Genomic DNA, 20,514 nt, shown 5'->3' on the forward strand with positions numbered 1-20,514 from the left:
TTAAAAACTCCTAGTCGATCACATGGCCAGTGGTGAAATAACGTGCCAAGGCTGCAGTCGAAACAAAGCCAAGCATCGCAACCAGTAAGGCCCCTTCAAACAGGAAGCTGCTACTCCAGTAAATCCCTAAAATGACAATCAGACAGGTGGCATTCAGGAACAGGGTATCGAGTGCCAAGAGCCGGTCAACGATAGAAGGGCCAGTGATGAGCCGGATCAGGCAGAGTAACATCGAGACAGTGATAGCACCCAGGCAAATCATTAATGCATAAGGCAGAATAGTCATGCTTTTTCTCCTGTCTGTGCGCTGAAAATTTCAATCAAAGGCTGTTCGTAGCGCTGTTTGATCGTTTCGATTTCTGCTGCTTCATCCTCTGTGCTTAAGGCATGAACCAGAATATCACCACGATCCTGATCAATGCCTGCAGATACTGTACCGGGCGTTGTAGTAATGATCATTGCCAGCAAGGCATTGACTTCCTCATGCTCGGTTTCCAAAGGCACGCGAAACCATTTCGGATGCAGGTTCTTGGTTGGACCAAGTACCAGTTTTGCGACTTTAATATTGGCTACTACAATATCCCAAACCACGACAAAGAACAGGCGCAGGGCAGGAGCCCACTGGATATTCGGGGTATAGTCAATAAAAGGTGCAACCATTTTCGGAATGACAATCGCCAGAACCAGCGCGAAAAGCAATGTTCCAGCTTCCAGATTATGTGCCAGCAGAATCCAGCTTAGCCCAACGATCACAGAAACCAGCGGATGCGGGAACCAACGTTGCAGGAATGATACAGCCATTAAGGTCCCTCCACCGGTTTAAGTTGATTATCATCATATCTGTTTTGTTCAACATACTGCTGATCAATCTGGCGTTGCTTGAATTCAGAAATGTTTTCACCTTCCAGAGTGGCTTCCGAAATCGTATAAGGAACCAGATGTGCATTCGGATCGACTGTCTCACCACCGTACTTGGTTTCAGGTAAATAGCTTGGATCAAAAGGTTGCACACTGATAAACTGGCCTTCTGCATCGCGTTTTAACAAGGCAGCTTCATAAACCGGATTATTTTTAATCTGTTCTGCAGTCTGATAATTATATTGATAGATCGGTCCGGCAAACACCACATAGGCAGTCAGGCCAGCAAGCAATAGATAGATTACACGATCATTACGTGCGGGTGCCTTACTTGGTAGGGCTTCGTATTTGTGAAAATCTTCAGAATTAAGGTCATCCTCAGGTCTGGTCGAACGCCAGAACAGCACGAAACCAACCCGGGTAAAGGCCAGAATACTGAGGAAGCTTACCAATAAAATGGTCAGGATAATAATCATCTGATAGTCTGAATTGGCAGAAGCCTGCAAAATAAAGACTTTACCGAAGAAACCACTAAACGGTGGCAGGCCGGCCATCATCAAGGCAATGATGAAATAGACAATCGAAACCAGCTTGTTCTGTTTCATCAGTGGCGCGATTTTAAAGTGATCCTTAAATTCGCCGCGCTGTGAGGTAATCCAGCCTGACAGGATATAAAAGGCTGCGCCAATCAGGGTACTGTGCACCATATAATACAATGCACCGGCCCAGGCTGCAGTTGTATTCATGCCGATTGCTACCAGAATTGTTCCGACTGAAGACAGCACCATAAAGCCGATAAAACGGCGCAGACGTTCTGTGCCGATTGCGCAAATCACGCCATAAACCGACGTAATCAGACCAATCACCAGCAGGCAATTCATCAGGATCTGGTGGCTGTATTCATCATCAAAAACAGTTCCATTAATCCGTAAAATTGCATACACCCCGACTTTGGTCATGATGGTAAAGAGTGCTGCCACAGGTGTGGTGGCTACGGCATAGGTTTTGGGTAACCAGAAGCCAAGCGGTAGCATCGCCGCTTTAATTCCGAACACGACAAACAGCATTAATCCACCAGCAACCGCCAGCTTGTGCTGATCTTCAGCGAGGGTAGGCATCAAGCGGGCCACATCTGCCATATTCAGACTGCCGACACTGCCATAAATCATCCCGAGTCCAATCAGGAATAGGGCAGAAGCAAACAGATTAATGGTGACGTAGTGGATTCCCAGCTGGAAACGGGCCTTGCCTTGTCCATGTAGCAGTAGTACATAGGATGCCATCAACAAGATTTCAAAAAACACGAACAGGTTAAACAGGTCACCGGTCAGGAAGGCACCGGTCAAACCCATGAGCAGGAAATGCACCATGGCATGGAAATAACGCCCACGCATATCCCATTCTTTACTGGCATACCAGAGCACCGGCACTGCAAGGGCATAGGTCAAAACCAGCATCATCGCAGAGAGCTGATCGAGAACCAGTACAATACCAAAAGGTGCGACCCATTCGCCCAGCGTATAAACATTGATCTGACCCTGACTACTGTCTACTAAATAGCTGACAGCAATGATCAGGCCCAAGATACTCGAGACATAGCTGATACCCCGACGCCAGGGCTGACGCCAGTCCGTCACCAGAGAGCCTGAACCCGGGTTGCCTAAAAGAACCAGGACAAAAGCGGTAAAGGCCGGTAAAAGAATACTGAAAATAGGGGTATGTTGATTCCAGAAATTGAGAAGATCAGTCATTAAGGCTCATCCTCGCGCGGGTCAAGATTTGGTATTTCTTCTTTGGAGTCAACGTGGTCTGTTCCTGATTCGTAGCGGCTACGCAATGCCAGTTGGACAATAAAGGCAGTGGTGGCAAAGCCAATCACGATGGCTGTCAGCACCAGTGCCTGAGGAAGGGGATCGGTCACTTTCGAGGCTTCAGTCAATACTGCAGGCGAATTCATCTGAATTCGGCCCATGGCAAATAAAAACAGGTTGACTGCATAACCAATCATGGCGAGACCCAACACTACCGGGAAGGTACGGGCACGCAGGATCAGATAAATGCCTGTGGCCGTCAGCAGGCCAATCGCAGAGGCTAATAAAAATTCTAAACTGATCATTCTATTATCCTCTTGGTACAGGGCCAGTCATGCTTGAGTGACGTGAATCGCCTAAGACTGAAATCATCAGCATCGTTGCACCCACAACAGTGACATAAACGCCAACATCAAACAGCGCAGCCGAAGCCAAATGCATTTCTCCAATCATTGGCGGAGAGACATAGATATGTGCACTGGTCAGGAATGGACGTGACCAGAACCAGGCCGCGACACCGGTCAAACCGGCAATGGTTAAGCCGACTCCAATCCAGATTTCATAGAGACGGCCAGATTTGGCCCCCAGCAACTGTTCGGTTTTATCCTGCCCCACTGCGATATATTGAATAATAAGTGCCAGTGAGGTGACCAAGCCTGCAATAAATCCACCGCCTGGCAGGTTATGGCCACGCATAAAGATGTACAGGCTGACCACCAGTGCTACAGGCAAGATCCATGATGCAGTAATACGTAACATCAGGGGTGAAGGATTAAAACGATAGGTCAGACCCTGGGTGATGGTGGCGCCATGGGCACGCATTCCATCCATCAGGCTAAGTACACCAATCGCGGCAATTCCAAGTACGGTAATTTCGCCAAAGGTATCGAAACCACGGAAGTCGACCAGAATCACATTCACCACATTGGTGCCGCCGCCCAGTGGAATCGACTGTTGCAGGAAGAACCATGAAATGGAATTATGATCACGGGTCATGATCAGCCAGGCAATAGCTGCTATTCCAAGACCGCCACCTATTGCAATAATGGCATCACGCCAGCGACGGGTCGGACTCGATTCATACGGTGTTAACTGAGGCAGTAAAGATAAACTCATCAGTAGCAGAACCGTGGTGACCACATCGACCGTAATCTGGGTCAATGCCAGATCGGGTGCCGAGAAACCGATAAAAACCATGGTGACGACCAGACCGACTGCACCGCTAATCAGTACAGCTTTAATCCGCTCATGATGGAACCACAGCAGCATCCAGCAGGCAGAAAACAGGAGTAACCACAAGATAATCGCCAGAGCAGGGGCGTGGGTCAGTTCACGTGTACCCGTGCCCACCGCATTGTTCACCAGTGGGAAACTGACCAGTGCGACAGTAAAAATCACGATCCACAATAAATAGCTTTGTAATTTGCCATTTTCAGTGGCACGGCGGAAACGGCGTGAATTCAGCAGCAGATTTTTCAAAAACAGTTCGAACAATACCCGGCCCTGCAAGCGGCCCAGTTTTGGATCCAGGTCGATTTCGCGTAAGGTACCACCTTTGGCAAGAGAAAAATAGAAGATGACTCCGCCAACGAGGGCTATCACGCTCATCAGCAGCGGCAGGTTGAAGCCATGCCATAGTGCCAGATGAGTGCCTTCAAAAGCAAAATCCTGAGTCGATGCCCGGGTGGAGCTGTTTACAATTTTTTCAACCAGAAGTGCCGGGAATATACCCACCAAAATACACAAGATTGCCAATAAGGTTGCGGGTGCACGCATGCCAAACGGAGGTTCATGTGCATCTTTATTCGGAACCTGCTTGCCTAGCGGACCATCGAAAAATACCCCATGCACCAGTCGAGTAGAATAGGCGACTGCAAAAATCCCGGCCAGTGTTGCGACAATGGCTGAAACGACCATGACCGGACCACTCAAGTTCGCGACCAGTTCGGTAAAGAACATTTCCTTGGACAGGAAGCCATTGGTCAGTGGCACACCTGCCATAGCCGCCGCCGTAATCATGGTCAGGGTAGCGGTATAGGGTAGCAGTTGCCATAAGCCTGACAGTTTGCGCAAGTCACGTGTGCCCGATTCATGGTCGATAATTCCGGCAATCATAAACAGGGCCGCTTTAAAGGTGGCATGGTTAATAATATGAAAAATTGCAGCTGCAACCGCCAGAGGAGAACCGATCCCAAGCAGACACATGATCAGGCCTAAATGGCTGATGGTTGAATAGGCGAGTAAGCCCTTCAGGTCTTCCTTGAAAATGGCAAAAAAAGCGGCCATACATAGGGTAAACAGACCGACAAAGGTTACAATATTATGAAACAGTGCAGCACCGACGAAGATCGGTAGCAAGCGTGCGACCAGAAATAAACCGGCTTTGACCATAGTGGCCGAGTGTAAATAGGCAGAGACAGGTGTCGGCGCAGCCATGGCATTCGGTAACCAGAAATGGAAGGGAAACTGCGCACTTTTGGTAAAAGCACCGAGTAAAATCAGCAAGAGAGCCGGTACAAATAAAGCATGTGACTGAATCTGTTCGGTCATCGTAAGGATTTGATCAATCTGGTAGGTACCAGTGATTTGACCAAGCAGGATAAAACCACCCAGCATGGCCAGACCACCCAGTCCAGTAATGGTCAGAGCCATACGTGAGCCACGTTGCGCAGCTTCGTAATTGCTCCAGTAACCCACTAGCAGGAAAGATGAAATACTGGTCAATTCCCAGAAAACCAATAAAAGAATCAGGTTATTTGACAATGAAATCCCGAGCATAGCTGCCATAAACAGCATCAGCAGAAGATACAGCTTGCTCAGCGAATTTTTGGGATTCAGATAATAATAGGCATAAATATAAATCAGCGTACCAATCCCGCTGATCAGCAGGGCAAACAGCAGTCCCAGGGAATCCAGACGAAAACTGAAATCAATACCCAGCTGCGGCAGCCAGGACCAGGTCTGGGTAATCACTGCGCCATCAAATATGGCAGGCGCTTGACTCAATAATAATAAGAAACTGCTGAGGCTGACACCAATTGCCCCTAAAGCCGTTACCTCGCGCGAAAATTGCTTCAGCCACGAGACAAGGGTTGTGCCTAATACTAACGGTAACAATATAATAATCGGCAGCACACTCGTATCCATTGTCGTGATTTAGGTTGTGATCAACCTAGGGTGAATCTTTATCTTCCAAGGACTACAGGACCACAAGGAGCGATCCAAACTTCTCAATCTTGAAAGCCAAAAGAATATTCAAAAAGAATATAAAACAGTTGTATTGCGCAACTTATGAACGATAGCAAATTCCGATTTTACAATGAAATTCGCAAATAAATCCGATCATATTACAGGATAACAACAACATCAACGTTTTTATGTGGAACTTATAAATTATACGTGAGCTTGGTTTTAACCGCAGAGGGATGCTTAAACAGATCATCCAGAAGTCACCGAAAATTAAGATTAAATTGCAGGCATTGATTGTAAATTTGACTCAAAACAGTTCAATACTAGCAAAACAGAATGCTGAAAAAGGCTTCCTTGTTTACTCAAACAATCGCGCTTATTTTTTTGAATCTGTTTAGAGCGACTGAGGTAGCGTCGGATGATGCTCTTGAGTAAGTAAGACTCGTAGTTCCTGCTGCTGTTCCGGATTTAACTGTTGCTGGATCATTTGCAATACAGCAAGCGGTGTGACGGGTTCGGTGACCGTTTCCAGTAAAGTATCTTCGGGCGAAATATCTCTATTTCGCTGCAATTCCAGCTCTGCGTAGATCTGATCAAACTGGGTTTTCATACTTTCAAGATGAATGGGGTGCAGCTGTTTATTTTCCAGTTTCAGACATTGAAAGCCTTGCGCCTGTTCCAGTAATTCAGGTCGGTTGCCGGTCGCAATAATCTGCAAGTTAGGAAAAGCCTGATGCAGGCGTGACAGGATCACTGCTGCCATCTCCTGGTCCAGCTGATGATCAATCGCATCAATCAGTAAAACGCCTGTACCTTCCTGACACGGAAATAAACTGTTGGGATTCAACAGGCAAAGCCGCCGCACAATATCGCCCACCAGCGCAATCCAGTTGCGGATACTGTTGGGCAGTTGCTGGAAGCTAAAGGTCTGTTGCTGATAGGTCACCATCAATTGCAGCTTGGGCTGGTATTTTAAATAAATCTGGCTGATTTCTGGCAGGATCAGCGACAAGGCCTGTTTTAAAGCGGTGAGATTCGGTGCATGCAGATGTGCCTGGGCTTTCTCGATCTGCCGGGTCAGTTCATCTCCGCGAATATCCTCTGGCTGATGCAAGGCACGCGACAAAATCTGGTCCATAATCTTGGCACTTTGCGCATTTTCAATATCACTGATTTCACGAAACCATTCAAAAAAACGGGCAAAAGTGGTGAAAGGAATCGCAGCTATTTCATAAGCATGTGCAGACTGGAGAATGACCGGGTTATTTTTGCTGAGCAGATTGACTTCATTGGTAAAGCGTTCAGCCGGATAATAGGCAATTAGCGGCAAACCGAGCAGGGGATCGTGCAAGCGGGCTTTGTGATACAGGCTGAGCACGCTTTCAAGCTGTGAGGTTTCTGCTTTGCTAAAGCCCAGACCCTGACTGTTTAGGGTCTTGTAGATTTGCCATGAACAGCTTTGTAGGTTCGCAGGCTCGGACTGACTGGATTCTGGCAAGCTGCCCATCTCTTCAGGAAAACCAATCCGGATATCGATTTTGGATTGCAGCCGGTTTTGCATGATGTCCTGATCTTGCATTACCAGACCCGCGGCACGGCTGTCGCGATAACGGGCTGCAAACCAGGTCAGTGCCTGATAGCTAAAACGTAAAAGCGTGGTTTTGCCAGCTCCCTGATTGCCCAGAATCAAGGTGACCGGGCATTGCGGATAATTAAACTGGAGCTGAATGTCGGAAAAATGCAGAGTGTGTTTCAGTTGGAGCGCTTGGATGTGCATAGATCACCTGTCCTATGATGTTTACATCCATGCCATGCACTTTAACCGACTGCCTGCCGAAGCGACTGCGGCATTTTGATCTTCAGTTGCTGAATCAGGTCATAAATGTGATGAATATTTAAACTCACTTTAGCACGTGTACAGGCCACGTAAAGTAATCTTAATTCTTCATCACTAATTTTATGGTCTTTTTCATTGAGCTTAAACTGATAGTCATCTTCAATATGAACCCGATCCCATTCCAGACCTTTGGCCTTGTGCGCCGTGGAAATAATATAGTCAGCTTGGGCAATCGGGGTGATTTTAGCCAGGGCTTTTTTCAGCGGATCAGTCCCATGTTCGTCCACCAGTTTGACCAGTGGCTTGATGTCACTGCCTTCATTGGTTTCACAATATTCATGGACATCATGCCAGGAGTTGAACCAGGCTAGTTCCGGCACATCAACCACACGTTTGCCCTGTTTCAGCATGGCAGCCGCATCGACAAAACGATTCAGTTTGACATGGTCGGCTTGCAGGCTGACTTTATCACCACGAACTAAACCCGCTAATAACAATTCCATGGCGCGGGCATTGGTCCGGCATAAAATTGCATCGCGCATTTTGGTATGCGGTTTATTCACGACTTTAGAGTCTAATTGCGGATTGCCGAGTAAAGGCACAGTTTCATTTAAGGCACCTAAAATGGCATTGGCATTCAGGGCAATTTCAGGACCGAAACGAAATGAGGTGGTCAGACGTGATTCTGGTAAGGGCAGTTGCTGCATGGCATTGACTGCACCACGCCAGGCATAAATCTGCTGATGCGCGTCTCCGACATAAATCACCTGGGTGCTGCGCTGTTTCAGCAAAATCCCCAGCATTAAGGGATCGGCATCTTGGGCTTCATCGAATAGTACATAATCGGCCGGGATGTTCGGCTCGGACAGCGCCCAGAGTTTCAGGTAAATGTCATGACCGATACCGGCCTGATGATTTGGATCAATCGACTCTAACCAGCGCCGTTCGACTGCCGGATAAAGTTTCTTCTGTAAAGTCTCGATATCATCTGGATGCAACCAGCTCGGTGCCTGGATATGCCGTGGGGCAGGGTATTGCGAACTGGTCGAACAAAAATAACCGACAGCATTGGCGACTAAACTCGCCAGACGCGAAGGCATCAAGACATATTTCTCATAACGTCCGCCCATCATGCGGCGCATGGTCATCGGTTCAAGCCGGTATTCTTTGGCAATAAAACTCGGACTCAAGCGTGGCAAGCGCAGTTTGTCGGTGACTCCACGTGGAACACTGCGAAACGCCAGCGAGTGAAAAGTACGGCAATCCACACCCCGGTGAAACTTGGCCTGTGCTTCACTGGCAATTGCCTTGTTAAAAGCCAGATACATGCCACGTCTTTGCAGCATGGCATCACTGATCATTTGCAGGGTAGTGGTTTTACCTGTGCCTGCATAGGCAATGACTTTAAAGGATTTACCCAGACGTGCGTTATCAATGGCAGTCGCCTGCTCATAGGTCGCGGTCGGTTTTTTTAAATCAGACACAGATGAATTCAAGGCTTAATACTGACGATTGGCTTTTTCAACCAGGCCGGACAAGCCTTGGCGACGTGCCAATTCATTTAATACCAATTGCACATCCAGGTCGAAATAGCCGAGCATGACGATAGTATGGAACCAAAGATCTGCGACTTCATAAATCAGATCATTTTTATGATCTGCGGAAGCATCCTGATCAAAATCTTTGGCTGCCAGTATGGTTTCAAAGCTTTCTTCACCGACTTTTTCCAGAATCTTGTTCAGGCCTTTATGGTACAGCTTGGCCACATAAGATGAGTCCGGATCAGCCTGTTTGCGTTCTGCCATCATTTGGCCCAGATAAGACAAGACTTCGACCTGTTCAGATTGGGCTGTTGAGGCTTCCATCGCCAGCGTATGTGGATTAGCAGATTTTTCGCCATAAATCGCAGACGGATCTTTCAGCTGTGCATCGACAATTTCCCAGCCATTTGGGGTGAGCTTGCGATAGAAGCATGATTCACGGCCAGTATGACAGGCGATACCGCCATGTTGTTCAATTTGCAGCACAATCACATCGGCATCACAGTCCAGACGGATTTCATGTACGGTCTGAAAATGTCCTGATTCTTCGCCCTTATGCCATAACTTGTTGCGTGAACGGGAGAAATACACTGCCTGATTTTTTCCGGCAGTTAAAGCCAAGGCTTCACGGTTCATCCAGGCCACCATCAACACACGTCCAGTTTGATGATGCTGGGCAATGGCAGGGACTAATCCTTGTTCGTTAAATTTTACTTCATCGAGCCATTGCGCGTTGTTCATAAGGGTTTCCATCATTTCAATCAAAATATAAAAATACGGATAGGAAATATCCGCTGATAGTGTACGTGATCTCGCAGCATTTGCAGCAAAAATCTGTGCTTGAAAGGACAGACTGTGTCGTGTGTTATCCAGATTGATCTGCTTTTACCCAGATATTTTAAATCTGAGACATTAAAAATCAGCCCTGTGGGCTAATGCTGATCAGTTAAAGAATTTAGAAATAGACTCTTTAACTTTTTAGTCGTTCACGACGGAGTCTTAGCGTTTTAAATCAAATATTTGTAAATCATTGGTTACTTTGGTTTCGCCCAAAGTAACCAAAGGCATTTGTCATCCGCAAAACTCGTCAGCCACCATCCACTAGTAAATTTATCGCAGAAATAATCATTTTTTAATGTAGTCCTGCCTCAAACAGTTGCGGATGACTTTTCTACCTATCAAATATAATCTTGAATTTAAAAAGAAAATGCCAGTCAATTATTTAACTGACTGGCATTAGCCCTGTAGGCGGCTCGTATTTTAATTAAATTGTCCGTATGAAAAATTACCAGTGTTCGCCCGGGAACAGACGCGCATATGCTTTTTGCACCAAGTTTAATTTTTGTGGTTGGCCCACAGATGCACTTGAACTTGGGAACAGGTTATAACCAATCGACATCAAGACATTGTTGATATCCGGTGCAATGGAATAGGTAATGGAGGCCAGACGGCCCAAACCGGTTGCCACTTTCTTCGGGCGTTTCACAATCGCATAGGCAATCAGGTCAGCCGCTTGTTCCGGAGAAAGTGTTGGGACATATTTATAAATTTTGGTTGGCGCAATCATCGGGGTGCGCACCAAAGGCATATAGATCGATGTGATTGCGATTTTGTGCGAATGCACTTCTGCAGACAGGCAGCGGCTAAAGGCATCCAGCGCAGCTTTTGATGCGACATAGGCCGAAAAGCGGGTGGCATTGGCCAGTACGCCAATCGAACTGATATTAATAATATGACCCGCACGACGAATCATCATTTGCGGCAGGATATTCATGACCAGACGCACGGCGCCAAAATAGTTCAGCTGCATAGTCCGTTCAAAATCATGAAAACGATCTACTGACTCGTGTACCGCACGGCGAATCGAACGTCCTGCATTATTGATCAGAATATCAATATGATCGACTGAGGCAATAATCTGTTTGGAAACTTCATCAATCGCTTCCATATTGTTTAAATCACATGGAAAGATTGAGGCTTTGCCGCCTTTGGCTTCAATTTCTGATTTTACTTGTTCTAGGGTTTCCTGAGTACGGGCCACCAGTAAAACATGGGCACCTGCATCAGCCAGTTGATGTGCTGTCGTTAAACCAATACCGCTGGATGCACCGGTAATCAGGACGGTTTTACCTGCAACACGTTTTTCCAGTTGTTTGTGTAGTCTAGTTTTCACGTTTGTTATCCCTAATTTGAAGTCAGCGTTCAAATTATTTTTATTAAAGGTCTATGGCGCTCTAACAGAAGATGAGAGCGAAGGTGAGTCCAGATATGATAACCAATTCTTCAGGAAAATCTATAAATTAAAGTATTGAAATTAAAATAAAAATTAGAGTAATTGCTCTATTTGTGTTCACTCTTTCATTTAACTTTTAACATGAAAATAAAAAGTAAAGCAAGTGGCTGTTTTAGAAAATAAATAAAAAAACCTCACCAAAATGATGAGGTTTCGAAGCGGCTCGGGCACCTTTTTAAACGGCCGCCAGCGCCTGTTCCAGATCGGCAATCAGGTCATCACTATGTTCAATCCCAATGGATAAACGCACCATATCCTCACTGACGCCTGCCGATTTTAACTCTTCGGCATTGAGCTGACGATGCGTAGTAGTCGCCGGATGGCAGGCCAGACTTTTAGCGTCGCCGATATTGACCAGACGGGTGAACAATTGCAGGGCATCAATAAAACGTGTGCCGCCTTCGAGACCATGTTCTACCCCAAAGGTCAGAATGGCAGAAGGTTTACCTTTCACATATTTCTGTGCCAAGGCATGCTGTGGGTGATCTTTCAGGCCGGCGTAATTGACCCATTTCACTTTAGGATGTTTTTGCAGATATTCAGCGACTTTCAGTGCATTTTCGGTATGACGTTCCATACGCAAGCTTAAAGTTTCCAGACCTTGCAGAATCAAAAACACATTCTGCGGACTGATCGCAGCGCCGGTATTACGCAGTGGCACTACACGCGCACGTGCGATATATGCTGCTTCCCCCAAAACTTCGACATAGTTCACGCCATGGTAGCTTGGATCAGGCGTATTCAGGGCAGGGAAACGTTCAGGGTATTTACCCCACGGGAATTTGCCGCTATCCACAATAATGCCGCCAATTGAATTGCCATGACCACCGATATATTTGGTCAGGGAATGCACCACAATATCCGCACCAAAGTCGAAAGATTTTTGTAGTACTGGGGTGGCAACGGTATTGTCGACAATCACCGGTACGCCATATTCATGTGCAATTTTAGCAATGGCTTCCAAATCAATAATATTACCCAGCGGGTTACCAATCGATTCCACAAAAACCAGTTTGGTTTTTTCATCAATCAAGTCATGCAGACTTTCCGGTTGTTCATAATCAAAGAAACGGACTTCAATACCCTGTTTGGGCAGGGTGTGCGCAAAAAGATTATAGGTACCTCCGTAAAGCGTTGACACAGAAGCAATGTTGTCACCCGCTTCCGCAATGGTCTGAATCGCATAAGTAATCGCAGCCATGCCAGAGGCCAAAGCCAGCGCGCCAATTCCACCTTCCAGTGCTGCGACACGTTGTTCCAGAACCGCAGTGGTCGGGTTCATAATTCGGGTATAGATATTGCCCTGAACCTTTAAATCAAAGAGATCGGCCCCATGTTGAGTATTGTCAAAGGCATAAGACGTGGTTTGGTAAATCGGCACTGCCACAGCTTTGGTGGTTGCTTCTGGGGTATAACCTGCATGAATCGCAAGGGTTTCTGCTTTATAACTCATTCTGTTTGATCTTCTTGTTTAAGTTTATGGCTTGAGTGTAGCATTTTCACATATGAGTAAAAGTGCAATTTTATTGAAATAAATATATGAAATATTCATATATCGACCTGGATTTGAGTCGTTTATTTTACTGAAAACAACTGTTTAAAAAAACATCATCAATAAACTTGTAACAATGCATTGAAGTTCATGGCAATGGCTTATGTTTTCGCTGCTTTCTGCGTATAATAGCCGATTATTTTTTCGCTCATTTTTGAGCTGGGGTGGTTGTTTTAACCCCATTTGGTTTTTCAGTTGAGGAGTCCTACGTGGCCCAATATATTTACACGATGAACCGAGTGTCGAAGATGGTTCCGCCTAAGCGCGAAATTCTGAAAGACATCTCCTTATCATTTTTCCCAGGCGCTAAAATTGGTGTGCTTGGTTTAAACGGTGCAGGTAAATCTACCTTGCTTCGTATTATGGCGGGCGTAGATAAAGATTTCTCTGGTGAGGCACGTGCGCAACCGGGTACAAAAATCGGTTATCTTGAGCAAGAACCACCTTTAGATGAAACTAAAGACGTTCGTGGTAACGTCGAAGATGGTTTGCGTGAACCGCTTGATGCTTTAGCACGTCTTGATGAAGTCTTTGCTGAATATGCAGCAGAAGATGCAGATTTCGATGCACTTGCGAAAGAGCAAGAGAAGCTTGAAGCGATTATCCAGACTTGGGATGCGCATAACCTTGCGAACCAGATGGATCAAGCTGCTGCAGCATTGAACCTGCCTGCATGGGATGCAGATGTATCTAAGCTTTCAGGTGGTGAACGCCGTCGTGTGGCACTTTGCCGTTTACTTCTGTCTAAGCCAGACATGTTGCTTCTCGATGAACCGACGAACCATTTAGATGCTTCATCTGTATCTTGGTTGGAACGTTTCTTGAAAGACTTCCCGGGTACCATCGTCGCGATTACGCATGATCGTTACTTCCTGGATAACGTAGCTGAATGGATTCTTGAGCTTGACCGTGGTATGGGCATTCCGTATCAAGGTAACTATTCTTCTTGGCTTGAGCAGAAAAATGCCCGTTTAGAGCAAGAGAACAAGCAGGAAGAATCTTTTGCTAAAGCATTGAAAAAAGAACTTGAATGGGTTCGTTCAAATGCCAAAGGTCAGCAAAAGAAAAACAAAGCGCGTATGGAGCGTTTTGAAGAGCTTAACTCACGCGAATTCCAACAGCGTAACGAAACCTCTGAAATCTACATTCCACCTGGTCCACGTCTGGGCAACAAGGTTGTAGAAGTTGAAGGCATCAGCAAATCGTTTGGTGATCGCTTACTGTACAAAGATTTAACGTTCACAGTACCACCTGCTGCCATTGTGGGTATTGTGGGTGAGAACGGTGCAGGTAAAACCACGCTATTCCGTATGATGACTGGTGAACAGCAACCAGATACCGGTACGGTAACGCTGGGTGAATCGGTTAAAGTGGCTTATGTCGGTCAGATCCGTGACACCTTAGACAACAACAAAACCGTTTGGGAAGAAGTGTCTGGCGGTCTGGATATCTTGAAGATTGGTGATTACGAAATTGCATCTCGTGCGTATATCGGTCGCTTTAACTTTAAAGGTCAGGATCAGCAAAAGCGTGTAGGTCAATTATCAGGTGGTGAGCGTAACCGTTTACAACTTGCGAAAATCCTGCAAATGGGCGCAAACGTGATTTTGCTGGATGAACCATCGAACGACTTGGACATCGAAACCTTGCGTGCACTTGAGGATGCCATTTTGGTATTCCCAGGTACTGTGATGGTGATCTCGCATGACCGTTGGTTCCTAGACCGTATTGCAACGCACATCTTGTCATTCGAAGGTGAAACCCCTGAATTCTTCACTGGTAACTATGCTGAATTCGAAGAATATCGCCGTAAACGTGATGGTGATGATCTGGTAGCGAAGCGTCAAAAATATCGCAAAATCGGTGTTTAATCATCTCCGACTTTTGTAAATAAAAAACCAGCCTCAGGGCTGGTTTTTTTATGTTTATTATATGGTGGAGGGTAAATTAGATTTCCCACTCATGATTACATTCACGGCATTTCCATTTCTTTTGTGTTTGCATGAATGCCTGCATTGAAATTTTAAAATCAGGTAGATCTTTATAGAACATAAAACCTGCGATCAAAGAAAGAATAAAGACGATCACAGTCGCAGTCTGTAAAGTGGTACCTGCACCATCGCCAAAAATCCACATCGCGATGCTAATAATGACCAGTAATAATAACAGGAACAGGGCAGGGACCAGAAACATTAAGCTTTTAGGAACCACTGGACGTGGAGCTGCTTGACCTGGCTGGGCCACTGGCATGATTTTCGGGCTTTGACACTTAGGGCAACGATATTGCATTACAACTCCAAAATTCTAAATTACTGATTATTTTATCGGAAGATGCGAAGAAACCGAAATATTGCCCAACATAAAATATACAGGCAATAAAAAACCCAAGTCGCAATGCTTGGGTTTTTTATAAGATCACCATAATATATTACGATGATCTTGAATATGGCGTCCCTACGGGGATTCGAACCCCGGTTACCGCCGTGAAAGGGCGATGTCCTAGGCCTCTAGACGATAGGGACAATTGAGGCAAATAACACAGCTAAAGCAAGACTTGATTTGGTGGAGTCAAGGAGGATCGAACTCCTGACCTCTACAATGCCATTGTAGCGCTCTACCAACTGAGCTATGACCCCAGTCTGTGTGAGCGCTATATTAGGGATATCGCACTCACACGTCAACACAAAAATTAATTAAGCTTGATCAACTGCTTCATTTTTCGGCAATTTTAAGCTTTCATTGAGTTTTTCCCAGATTTTCAGCTCTTTTTTGCTTGGACCACCGACAATTTCCAGCGCATGACGTAAACGTGCAAAGGTTAAATCCGGACCAATGGTCACCATCGTTTGCATCACTGGTGTAGATGCAGTCGAACCGGCGATCGCAATAAAGAACGCAGGCATGAAATCACGTAGCTTGATTTCCATCTGTGTCGCCAAGTCCATCAAGGTCTGGCTCACCGTATCGTTATTCCAAGTAAACAGGCTTTCTAAACGCCAAATTGCGAATTGAAGACTTTGACGTACCTGTTCATCCGACAGTTTCTTGCTTTCAAACTGTTCTTTAGACAGAGTCGGGAAGTGGTTGAAGTAATGCGCAGACCAATTTACTGCTTCAGACAGTAGGTTAATACGTGGCTGAATCGCAGCCGCAATTTCTTCTAACTTGGCACGATCTGCTTTCCAGGCCAATAATGTGTCTAGAAGTTCAGCCGGGCTGAGTGCCTTGATCCATTGACCATTTAACCAGTTTAGTTTCTCGACATCAAAGATCGGACCACCAAGTGATACACGTTTGATATCAAAATGTTCAATCATTTCTACCAGAGTAAATTTTTCACTTTCATCTGGCATTGACCAGCCCATACGGCCCAAGTAGTTCAACAAGGCTTCAGGCAGTACACCGATGTCTCTATAGTAGTTAATTGAGGTCGGGTTTTTACGTTTTGATAGCTTGGATTTATCCGGGTTACGCAACAGTGGCATGTGGCAGAGTACCGGCATGTCCCAACCGAAATATTGATACAGCAACTGGTGTTTCGGCGCAGATGGAATCCATTCTTCACCACGAATCACGTGGGTGATTTGCATCAAATGATCATCTACTACGTTAGCTAAATGGTAGGTTGGGAGGCCATCGGTTTTTAGTAGAATTTGCATGTCTACTTGTGCCCATGGAATCTCGACTTCACCACGTAGCATGTCATTGAATTTACATACGCCTTCAGTTGGTACTTTCATACGGATGACGTGTGGTTCACCAGCGGCCAAACGACGCTCAACTTCTTCTTGAGTGAGATTCAGACCGCGACCGTCATAACGTGGCGACTCACCACGTGCCTGCTGTTCTGCACGCATTTGATCCAGTTCTTCAGCAGTTGCGAAACAGTAGAAAGCATGACCTTTCTCTACCAGTTCCAAGGCATAATTTTTATAGATATCCATACGTTCTGACTGGCGATACGGCGCATGCGGGCCACCGACATCAGGACCTTCAGACCAGTTCAGACCCAACCAGCGCAATGAATCCAGGATCATTTTTTCAGATTCAGGCGTTGAGCGCAGTTGGTCAGTATCTTCAATACGAAGAATGAATTCACCACCATGCTGTTTAGCAAAACATAAGTTAAACAAGGCGATATAGGCAGTACCTACATGCGGAAAACCAGTAGGAGAAGGTGCAATACGAGTACGAACAGTCATAGCCGGATCTAATCTTAGATATAAAATTGCAGCTATTATAGCGAAAAAGCCACATCACTTAATGCTTTATTCAACATTGAGTGATGTGGCTTTTAAATCCGGAAATATTCAGCGCTGTTGTGTTTTGGTACTGCTTAAGAATGATCGCTCGAAAAAATACTTTGTACAAAGCGGGTGAAGCGGTAATTCTGTTCTGCAAAGAAATTTTGCGAAGGTGCGACTTTAAATGCAGTTAAGACTTTTAGATTATCTTCTGTTTGAAGTGTTTTTTCAGTTTTTTGTTGCTGAATCGCTTTTTCAATCGGCGAAGTCTTGCTTTCAACAGTGCTTACTGTAGGCTTCGGCAAATCTGTCTTCACAACGACGGCATGACCGAGTTGAATCGAGAACAACATAATCAGGCTTAGGATGCTGGCTGTGAATAATGTAAATTTCATATCCAAACTTCCTCCTTACTTCTGGTTGGTTTTATTTTGTTAAAAATGTTTTTTTAATACTCTGTCTACAATTTAATCACAGTTGATCATAAAGAAGTAGAACCAAGTCACATTTTTTACAAAAGAAATAATATAACTCTGTGGAAAATTACCAAAAATCGTAATTTCCTGTTTTGGTGGCCTATTTTTAACAGACAACTGTGAAGAGAACGTGAAGAACTGTCTTATATTGTAGCAGAAGATTACTTTTCTGGCAGAATATGTATCCGGATTTAATTGTTAGAAGATATCTCAAAATCAGCAATAGATTGTAGATATTATTATAAATGTATGATTGTTATGTTTATTTTTGATTTGTATAGTGCGGGTCATATAAACAATGAGTTACATCAGATGAAAAAAATAATAGCATCCGCAATCTTGACAATTTTAGTGGGAACAGCAGTACAGAATTCTATTGCCAAACATTTCCTGAATGTCTCTTATGACCCGACCCGTGAATTTTATCAGGAATATAATGAAGAATTTGGCAAGTTCTGGAAGCAGAAAACCGGACAAACGGTTAATTTTAAACAGTCGCATGGCGGTTCAGGCAAGCAGGCACGTTCGGTGGTCGATGGTTTGCAGGCCGATGTCGTAACCTTGGCCTTAGCCAATGATATCGAAGAAATCGTCAATGCCGGTTTAATCGAGAAAGGTTGGCAAAAAGAGTTTCCGAGTAATTCGGCACCCTATACGTCTACGATTGTATTCTTGGTGCGTAAAGGCAATCCAAAGCAAATCAAAGACTGGAATGATCTGACCAAAGCGGGTGTGGACATTATTACCCCAAACCCGAAAACTGGTGGCGCGCCACGTTGGATCTATCTTTCTGCTTGGGGTTATGCACTGAAACAGCCAGGCGGTAATGATGCGAAAGCCAAAGAGTTGGTGAAAAAACTTTATCAAAATGTCAAAGTTTTAGATTCCGGTGCCCGTGGTTCACTGACGACGTTTGCCGAGCGCGGCATTGGTGATGTGCTTTTATCCTGGGAAAATGAAGCCTTGCTGGCGACGCAAGGTCTGGGTAAAGACAAGTACGATATTGTCTATCCATCGATTTCAATTCTGGCCGAACCATCGGTAGCGATTGTCGATAAGAACGTGAATAAAAATGGCACTACCCATCTGGCAAAAGGCTATTTAAACTATTTATATTCACCAAAAGGGCAGGAGCTTGCTGCGAAATATTTCTTCCGTCCGCGGGACGCCAAAGTGGCTGCCAAATATTCAGCCCAGTTTCCGAAAATCCAGACCTTTACCATTGATAAAGTCTTTGGTGGTTGGGCCAAAGCGCAAAAAACACATTTTGTGAATGGGGCGATTTATGACCAGATTTACAATGAAAAAAGATAAGTGAGCGTTAGTCTAAATACAATAAAGAAAATGGCTAAAGTGTTATCCATTTTCTTTATATCTAATGCATAAAATTCTATATATTAGAGATAAGTAGAATAATAAATAGTATTTTCCTTTTAAAAACAAAATATTAATACAGAAAAACCTTTTATTTTATCGTGTTGTGATGTTGTAGGGTGAATTGCGATAAATGATTTTATTTCATATAGTTATATCTAATGAAGATAAACTCCGTGCTGCCATGAAAATTCAATTAAAATCGTTATTTAGTGCTGCCTTATTGGCGACTGGTTTAGGCATGACCGCGACTGCTTCACAAGCAGCAGACCGTCAGTTTCTAAATGTATCCTATGATGCTACGCGTGAGTTCTATGATGAATTTAACAAATCATTTGGCGCTTACTGGAAAAACCGCACCGGTCTGGATGTGAATTTCAAGCAGTCACATGGCGGTTCGGGCAAACAGGCACGTTCTGTGGTCGATGGCTTGAAAGGTGATGTGGTGACTTTGGCGCTGGCCAATGACATCGAAGAAATTGTGAAATCTGGTCAGATTCAGCCAGGCTGGCAAAAGGAATTCCCACACAACTCGGCACCTTATACCTCGACGATCGTATTCATGGTACGTAAAGGCAATCCGAAAGGCATCAAGGACTGGAATGACTTAACCAAACCAGGCGTGCAAATTATTACGCCGAACCCAAAAACGGGTGGTTTGCCGCGTTGGGTGTATCTGTCTGCATGGGGTTATGCCGAGAAACAGCCAGGCGGTAATAAAGCCAAAGCACAGGACTTTGTCGGCAAACTTTATAAGAACGTGAAAGTGATGGATTCTGCTGCCCGTGCTTCAATGACCACCTTTGCCGAGCGTGGGATTGGCGATGTATTGCTGACTTGGGAAAATGAAGCTTTAGTAACGCAAAAGACCTTAGGTAAAAACAAGTTTGATATCGTCTATCCATCAATTACGATTTTGACTGAACCGTCAGTGGCGATTGTGGATCGTACGGTAGAGAAAAATGGCAATAAGTGGTTGGCAACAGGTTATATCAATTACCTGTATTCACCATTGGGTCAGGAAATGGCAGCTAAACATTTCTATCGTCCACGTAATGAAAAAGTATTAGCGAAATATTCGGCACAGTTCCCGAAAATCAAAACCTTTACCATTGATGAAGTCTTTGGTGGTTGGGCCAATGCACAGAAAACCCATTTTGTGAATGGTGCAATCTTTGACCAGATTTATAACAGCAAGCGTTAATTGATTTACGAAGTCATCTGTATTGAAAAAAGCCTCCGAAACCGGTAATGCCAGTCAGTTAAGAAATTGACTGGCATTTTCTTGGGTATTTCTGCGGTTTTCCTTTCACAACTCGTGGGCAACTTCTAACCCTTC

General features: G+C 45.0%; 16 protein-coding genes and 2 tRNA genes. 3 read left to right on the forward strand and 15 right to left on the reverse strand.

Translation table 11 applies throughout. The annotated features are described in order from the left end of the window. Positions 1-10: 10 nt before the first annotated feature. The 10 genes from NI469_RS03225 to NI469_RS03270 form a co-directional block, all read right to left on the reverse strand. Positions 11-286 carry a monovalent cation/H+ antiporter subunit F gene (locus tag NI469_RS03225; protein ID WP_064094624.1) on the reverse strand — a complete coding sequence of 92 codons (276 nt, stop codon included), beginning with the start codon at positions 284-286 and terminating at the stop codon, positions 11-13. After that, complete coding sequence (locus tag NI469_RS03230) at positions 283-801, reverse strand: Na+/H+ antiporter subunit E (RefSeq protein WP_064094623.1); 519 nt, start codon at positions 799-801, stop codon at positions 283-285. Before NI469_RS03230 ends, NI469_RS03225 begins: the two co-directional genes overlap by 4 nt. Beyond that, positions 801-2,609 (reverse strand): monovalent cation/H+ antiporter subunit D, encoded by a 1,809-nt coding sequence (locus tag NI469_RS03235; RefSeq protein WP_064094622.1) that lies wholly within the window; start codon positions 2,607-2,609, stop codon positions 801-803. The genes NI469_RS03230 and NI469_RS03235 overlap by 1 nt, the downstream gene beginning before the upstream one ends. Then, positions 2,609-2,974 carry a Na+/H+ antiporter subunit C gene (locus NI469_RS03240; protein WP_004281114.1) on the reverse strand — a complete coding sequence of 122 codons (366 nt, stop codon included), beginning with the start codon at positions 2,972-2,974 and terminating at the stop codon, positions 2,609-2,611. The genes NI469_RS03235 and NI469_RS03240 overlap by 1 nt, the downstream gene beginning before the upstream one ends. 4 nt (positions 2,975-2,978) lie before the next feature. Next, on the reverse strand, positions 2,979-5,816 hold the full coding sequence (locus NI469_RS03245; RefSeq protein WP_064094621.1) for a monovalent cation/H+ antiporter subunit A: 2,838 nt from the start codon (positions 5,814-5,816) through the stop codon (positions 2,979-2,981). Positions 5,817-6,252: 436 nt separating this feature from the next. Continuing rightward, the gene (locus NI469_RS03250) at positions 6,253-7,635 is read right to left on the reverse strand and encodes an ATP-binding protein (protein ID WP_253146327.1); all 1,383 of its coding nucleotides are present in this window, start codon (positions 7,633-7,635) and stop codon (positions 6,253-6,255) included. 41 nt (positions 7,636-7,676) lie between these two features. Continuing rightward, positions 7,677-9,179 (reverse strand): UvrD-helicase domain-containing protein, encoded by a 1,503-nt coding sequence (locus tag NI469_RS03255; protein ID WP_253146328.1) that lies wholly within the window; start codon positions 9,177-9,179, stop codon positions 7,677-7,679. A gap of 15 nt (positions 9,180-9,194) precedes the next feature. Further along, positions 9,195-9,977, reverse strand: coding sequence for a bifunctional phosphoribosyl-AMP cyclohydrolase/phosphoribosyl-ATP diphosphatase HisIE (gene hisIE, locus NI469_RS03260; protein ID WP_253146329.1), 783 nt, complete (start codon positions 9,975-9,977; stop codon positions 9,195-9,197). A gap of 544 nt (positions 9,978-10,521) precedes the next feature. Beyond that, positions 10,522-11,409: an SDR family NAD(P)-dependent oxidoreductase gene (locus NI469_RS03265; protein WP_174894126.1), complete on the reverse strand. Its 888-nt coding sequence runs from the start codon at positions 11,407-11,409 to the stop codon at positions 10,522-10,524. 295 nt (positions 11,410-11,704) lie between these two features. After that, complete coding sequence (locus tag NI469_RS03270) at positions 11,705-12,982, reverse strand: O-acetylhomoserine aminocarboxypropyltransferase/cysteine synthase family protein (RefSeq protein WP_086044375.1); 1,278 nt, start codon at positions 12,980-12,982, stop codon at positions 11,705-11,707. 308 nt (positions 12,983-13,290) lie between these two features. Here NI469_RS03270 and ettA point away from each other — a divergent pair, with 308 nt between their 5' ends. Then, on the forward strand, positions 13,291-14,952 hold the full coding sequence (gene ettA, locus NI469_RS03275) for an energy-dependent translational throttle protein EttA (protein ID WP_004281122.1): 1,662 nt from the start codon (positions 13,291-13,293) through the stop codon (positions 14,950-14,952). Between the two features lie 76 nt (positions 14,953-15,028). Here ettA and NI469_RS03280 read toward each other — a convergent pair whose 3' ends face one another. From NI469_RS03280 to NI469_RS03300, 5 genes are all read right to left on the reverse strand, one after another. Then, entirely contained in the window at positions 15,029-15,370 is a 342-nt protein-coding gene (locus NI469_RS03280; RefSeq protein WP_004281123.1) for a membrane protein, read from the reverse strand. Positions 15,371-15,527: 157 nt separating this feature from the next. Beyond that, positions 15,528-15,603 (reverse strand) — tRNA-Glu (locus NI469_RS03285). A 38-nt stretch (positions 15,604-15,641) separates the two neighbouring features. Beyond that, a tRNA-Ala gene (locus NI469_RS03290) sits at positions 15,642-15,717 on the reverse strand. A 57-nt stretch (positions 15,718-15,774) separates the two neighbouring features. Further along, complete coding sequence (gltX, locus tag NI469_RS03295; protein ID WP_253174414.1) at positions 15,775-17,283, reverse strand: glutamate--tRNA ligase; 1,509 nt, start codon at positions 17,281-17,283, stop codon at positions 15,775-15,777. Positions 17,284-17,417: 134 nt separating this feature from the next. Beyond that, positions 17,418-17,720, reverse strand: coding sequence for a hypothetical protein (locus NI469_RS03300; protein ID WP_180037262.1), 303 nt, complete (start codon positions 17,718-17,720; stop codon positions 17,418-17,420). A gap of 393 nt (positions 17,721-18,113) precedes the next feature. On the opposite strand from NI469_RS03300, the gene NI469_RS03305 reads away from it, so the two are divergent. Both NI469_RS03305 and NI469_RS03310 read left to right on the forward strand, forming a co-directional pair. Continuing rightward, a complete protein-coding gene (locus NI469_RS03305; protein ID WP_253146331.1) occupies positions 18,114-19,115 on the forward strand; it encodes a sulfate ABC transporter substrate-binding protein in 1,002 nt (333 codons plus the stop codon). A 244-nt stretch (positions 19,116-19,359) separates the two neighbouring features. Next, on the forward strand, positions 19,360-20,379 hold the full coding sequence (locus NI469_RS03310; protein ID WP_129717172.1) for a sulfate ABC transporter substrate-binding protein: 1,020 nt from the start codon (positions 19,360-19,362) through the stop codon (positions 20,377-20,379). The last annotated feature ends 135 nt before the right edge of the window (positions 20,380-20,514 follow it).

Source organism: Acinetobacter lwoffii (assembly GCF_024129735.1).
Lineage (GTDB): Bacteria > Pseudomonadota > Gammaproteobacteria > Pseudomonadales > Moraxellaceae > Acinetobacter > Acinetobacter lwoffii_H.